At 65.7% G+C, this 4,729-nt stretch carries 4 protein-coding genes and 2 pseudogenes; 5 read left to right on the forward strand and 1 reads right to left on the reverse strand.

Features of this window, described 5'->3' with window-relative positions; translation table 11 throughout:
* The 5 genes and pseudogenes from RHBS_RS24545 to RHBS_RS24565 all read left to right on the forward strand — a co-directional run.
* Positions 1-971: pseudogene (locus tag RHBS_RS24545) on the forward strand (hypothetical protein); the annotation flags it as partial.
* 189 nt (positions 972-1,160) lie between these two features.
* Positions 1,161-1,562, forward strand: coding sequence for a hypothetical protein (locus tag RHBS_RS24550; protein ID WP_128646700.1), 402 nt, complete (start codon positions 1,161-1,163; stop codon positions 1,560-1,562).
* Positions 1,559-1,867: a hypothetical protein gene (locus tag RHBS_RS24555; RefSeq protein WP_128646702.1), complete on the forward strand. Its 309-nt coding sequence runs from the start codon at positions 1,559-1,561 to the stop codon at positions 1,865-1,867. Before RHBS_RS24550 ends, RHBS_RS24555 begins: the two co-directional genes overlap by 4 nt.
* A gap of 34 nt (positions 1,868-1,901) precedes the next feature.
* Positions 1,902-2,207, forward strand: a complete 306-nt coding sequence (locus RHBS_RS24560) for a DUF6802 family protein (RefSeq protein WP_128646704.1) — start codon at positions 1,902-1,904, stop codon at positions 2,205-2,207.
* A gap of 309 nt (positions 2,208-2,516) precedes the next feature.
* Positions 2,517-4,345, forward strand: a pseudogene (locus tag RHBS_RS24565) (phosphoenolpyruvate carboxykinase (GTP)).
* A gap of 65 nt (positions 4,346-4,410) precedes the next feature.
* Here RHBS_RS24565 and RHBS_RS24570 read toward each other — a convergent pair.
* Positions 4,411-4,729: ROK family protein (locus RHBS_RS24570; protein WP_237669659.1), on the reverse strand; the 319-nt coding region annotated here is incomplete at its 5' end.

Here is a 4,729-nt window from a genome sequence, read left to right on the forward strand (position 1 = left end):
CCGGAGCCGATGCCCTGATCGCGGCGGTCTCGGCGGCCGTGTCGGCAGCTGCGGCCGACCGTGACGCCGATCTGCATCGGAGCTTGCAACAGATTGCTGCTCGGCATCGGCACGTCCGCGGCGCGGTCGAGTCGTACCTGGCCTCGGACGAGGCGGTCGCCGCTGAGATGCGATGCGCTGCGCTGCAGTTGGGGGGTGCGGATCGAGACCGGTGCGGAGCGGGAATCGTTGGAGCAGGCTGCACTGTGGAAGCAACGCGCGGCCGCGGCAGAGGACTCGGCAGTGCGTCGATCGGCGTTGGCTCTCTGTCGAGGCTACGTGCGAATGCTGGGTCGATGACCGCACTGTCGGAGGACATGAAAAGCGTTCTACGTCGGTGGAATTCGACCGCTCTCGGCGAGATCGAAGCGGCTCGGGAGAGTCGACCTGCCGGGGTCTACCTCACCGGAACTGCTGGATCCGGCAAGTCGGAACTGCAGGACGAGCTGGTGCGGGTGGGCGGCGAATTCACGGGCTCGGTCGAATTCGCGAGCTCGACGACCCGTGCTGCCGTCGTCCTGATCGTGGTGGACGCGTCGGCCCCGATCGGCCGTGTGGAGATCGAGCAGTGGCGGGCTGCCCTCGAATCCACGCCGGTCGTGTTCGTGGTGAACAAGATCGACGTGCATCGACACTGGCGTGAGGTGGTGACCGCGAACAGTGACCTCGTTGGCGAGTACGTCCCGCGGGCGGTGGAGTGCACGTTTCATCCGATGTCGGTTCGGTTGGCGCGGACGGGGCGGGAGGGCGGTGACGAAGTGATGTCCGCCGAATCGGGTCTGAAGTCTGTGGCAGACCGGCTCGGCGTACTGCTGCTGCAGGCCAGGGCTGTCGGATCGCAGCGCAAGTATGCGGCGGCAGTGCAGGACTGCGCAGCCAGGGCCAGAGCGTCGATCGTGGAGAGGGCGCGCGCGGTGACCGGGGGGCGGTGACACCACGGCCCTCCGGGCCCGGCGAGTCGAACTCGTAGGTGAACGGGAGAACCTCGGTGGAGACCGACGTGCACTGTTGCACAACCGAATTCAACGGCTCCGCGTGGAGTCCCTCCATGCGCCGCCGAGGATCTACGGGTACTGGGCGTCGAGACCAGGCATGCGATCGAGAGTGCCCGACGCGCAGAGTTGAAGCATCTGCCCGCACATTTCACCGAGTCCGCGCGCGGTGCGCAGAGTCGAGCCGACGCCGCGTTGACTGCTGGACTGCGAGCGGTGGAGTCCGATCTCGGGCTCGGCCCGACGCCGACGCAATCGAGCGCCACGAACGAGTTGCTCGACATCGAGGCACCGCCCAGGCGTCGCGGCATCGAGGACGCCATCATGATCGTGGTCGGGGCGTCGGCGGGGGTAGGTCTCGGACGGTTGGTGGTCTCGCCGATGGCTCTGGTGCCCGCCTGGGCTGTTGCCAATACCGTGATCACCCTCGTTCTGGGCGGTGTGCTGGCCTGGTGGTTGACGCGCTCGCGGGCGCTGGTGGCCGACCGGGCGCACCTGCGGGGTTGGACCAGGAGAGCCTGGCCCGGGTGAAGTCCGCGGTGGAGCAGCGGTTGGTCTCGCAGATTCTCGAAGCGGAGTCGGCGTTCGCGATCGCCGTCGCGACGGCAGATCGGGCGCTAGTGGCTCGCATCGACGTTGCGCTCGGCGAGGTGGACGCCGAACTGCGCACGCTCGCCGACCACCGGTCGGCGTTGCTGTCTGCGTGCGATCGCGATCTGTCTGCGCTCGAGCGGGGGTTGGAACGATTCCGCGGCGTTGTCGTACCTCCAGAGCCCTCCCGATCCTCGGCCGCGTCGATGGAACCGTTCGATGTGTCCGTGCGTCGAAGTCGGTAGGTGCAGTGTCGGTTCAGTGAAGTGAGGAGCGTCGATGATCGCGGTGGATGGCTTCGCAGCAGGGGATCTTCCCGCGGACGAAATGGCAGAACTGGATCTCGACGGCGCAGGTGCGCCCGCTTTCTCGACGGATCTGTTCGATCTCGACGGCGACGGGTACTACGAGACCACCGTGCGAACTACCGACGCCGGGATCACGGTGGCGACCGACCTCGACGGGGACGGTGTGACGGACAAGTTCACCGCGTTCGGACGTGACGGGCAATACCGAACCTGGGAGATTTTTCGAGAAGCGAACGGTATCGGCCGGGGCGAAATGACCGAATCCGGCGAGCTGTAGCTGCAATGTCGGGCCTCTGCATCACCGCTGGTAGAGGCCTTCTTGCGTTGATCTTTCCCTATCTGAATCGGTCCTGTGACTAATCGGACAACACCCTGTTTCTGGTTTCACGTCGCTCGGCGTTAACCTGATGAACAGGACATCCGGCGCTCGGTCCTCGGCTTGCTGTACCCGGTAAGATGGTGTACCGCAGCTCGAGCGGTCGAGCAGCGCCCCGCCGAGAGGGGAAAACCGAGATCTACTCGCGAATGCTTGCCCAGCATGATCGTGCGAGTTCTTCCCGGTTCCGGCTAACCCCAGGAGAGTTAGATGACCTCAGCGACCATTCCCGGTTTGAGCGGCACCGACAGCGTGCCGACTCGACACAAAGAACTGCTTGCCTGGGTTGCTCAGGTAGCCGAACTGACCGAACCGGACGCAGTGGTGTTCGCTGACGGATCCGACGCCGAATGGGAGCGCCTGACCGACAAGCTGGTCGAGGCAGGCACCTTCACTCGTCTGAACGAGGAGAAGAAGCCCAACTCGTTCCTCGGCAACTCCGATCCGTCGGACGTCGCTCGCGTCGAATCGCGCACGTACATCTGTTCCAAGGAAGAGATCGACGCCGGTCCCACCAACAACTGGATGGACCCCGCCGAAATGCGGACGCTCATGACCGAGCTCTACCGCGGCTGCATGCGCGGACGCACCATGTACGTCGTCCCGTTCTGCATGGGCCCCCTCGGTGCAGCCGACCCGAAGCTGGGCGTCGAGCTCACCGACTCCGAGTACGTCGTGGTGTCCATGCGCGTGATGACCCGCATGGGCCAGGCCGCGCTCGACAAGATCGGCGACGACGGATTCTTCGTCAAGGCGCTGCATTCGCTCGGCGCTCCGCTCGCCGAGGGCCAGGCGGACGTCCCGTGGCCGTGCAACGACACCAAATACATCACCCAGTTCCCCGAGGACCGCGAGATCTGGAGCTACGGATCCGGTTACGGCGGCAACGCGCTGCTCGGCAAGAAGTGCTACTCGCTGCGTATCGCTTCGGCGATGGCCCGCGACGAGGGCTGGCTCGCCGAGCACATGCTGATCCTGAAGCTGATCTCTCCCGAGGACAAGGCGTACTACATCGCGGCGGCGTTCCCGTCCGCCTGTGGCAAGACCAATCTCGCGATGATTCAGCCGACCATCCCGGTTGGCGCGCCGAGACCATCGGTGACGACATCGCGTGGATGCGCTTCGGCGAGGACGGCCGTCTCTACGCCGTCAACCCGGAGTTCGGTTTCTTCGGCGTCGCTCCGGGCACCAACTGGGACTCGAACCCGAATGCGATGAAGACCATCGATCAGGGCAACTCGGTGTTCACCAACGTGGGCATGACCGACGACGGCGACGTGTGGTGGGAAGGCCTCGAAGGCAAGCCCGAGCACCTCATCGACTGGAAGGGCAACGACTGGACGCCTGAGTCCGGAACCGACGCCGCACATCCGAACTCGCGCTACTGCGTGCCGATGGCCCAGTGCCCGTCGATGGCTCCGGAGTGGGACGACCCGCAGGGCGTACCCATCTCGGCAATCCTGTTCGGTGGCCGTCGCAAGACCACCGTTCCGCTGGTGACCGAGGCACGCGACTGGCAGCACGGAGTGTTCATGGGAGCCACCGTCGGCTCCGAGCAGACCGCCGCCGCCGAGGGCACCGTCGGCACCGTTCGACGCGACCCGATGGCCATGCTGCCGTTCCTCGGCTACAACGTGGGCGACTACTTCCAGCACTGGATCGACCTCGGCAAGAACGCCGACGAGTCGAAGCTCCCGAAGGTGTTCTACGTCAACTGGTTCCGCCGCGGCGACGACAAGCGCTTCCTGTGGCCCGGATTCGGTGAGAACTCCCGCGTGCTCAAGTGGATCGTCGAGCGCATAGAGCACAAGGCTGCGGGCGTCGAGACTCCGATCGGTGTGGTCCCCACCGCCGAGGCTCTCGACATCGACGGACTCGACACCACCGTCGACGATGTCGCAGAGGCACTCGCGGTGAACACCGACGAGTGGAAGGCCGAGATCCCGCTGATCCAGGAGTGGTTCGACTTCGTCGGCGAGAAGCTGCCCACCGGAATTCAGGACGAATTCGACGCCCTCAAGCAGCGTTTGGGCGCGTAGTATTCACGACACGGAACGGGGCTCACCGAGGGGTGGGCCCCGTTCTGGCTGTGTGGGTAGGTGCGTCAGGCGGTGAGGGCGGCTGCGCCGTACACGGTGCCGAGTCCACCCAATGCGGCCGGCACCACCTGTAGCCCGTCGAGAAACGCCAGTCTGGCGTGCAGTGCGATCGACTCCTGGATCGGGTTCCACAGTGGAGGGCCCGCCTGAGCGAACCCGCCGCCGATCACCACCATGCGCACATCCACCAGGGCCACGGCGGAAGCGATGGCCTGTCCCAGGGCAACTCCGGCGCGTTGCAACGAGGTGATCGCGACCGGCTCGCCCGCGGTGGCGTCGGCGGCAAGCCTCGGTTCCGGTGCTGCCGGTCCAGCCTGCCTCGCG

Origin of the sequence: Rhodococcus sp. BS-15 (assembly GCF_000813105.1) — a bacterium.
Classification (GTDB): domain Bacteria; phylum Actinomycetota; class Actinomycetes; order Mycobacteriales; family Mycobacteriaceae; genus Rhodococcoides.

Coding starts and splice junctions, on each gene's coding strand:
- RHBS_RS24560 (WP_128646704.1), top strand. CDS start 1,902: ATGATCGCGGTGGATGGCTTCGCAGCAGGGGATCTTCCCGCGGACGAA.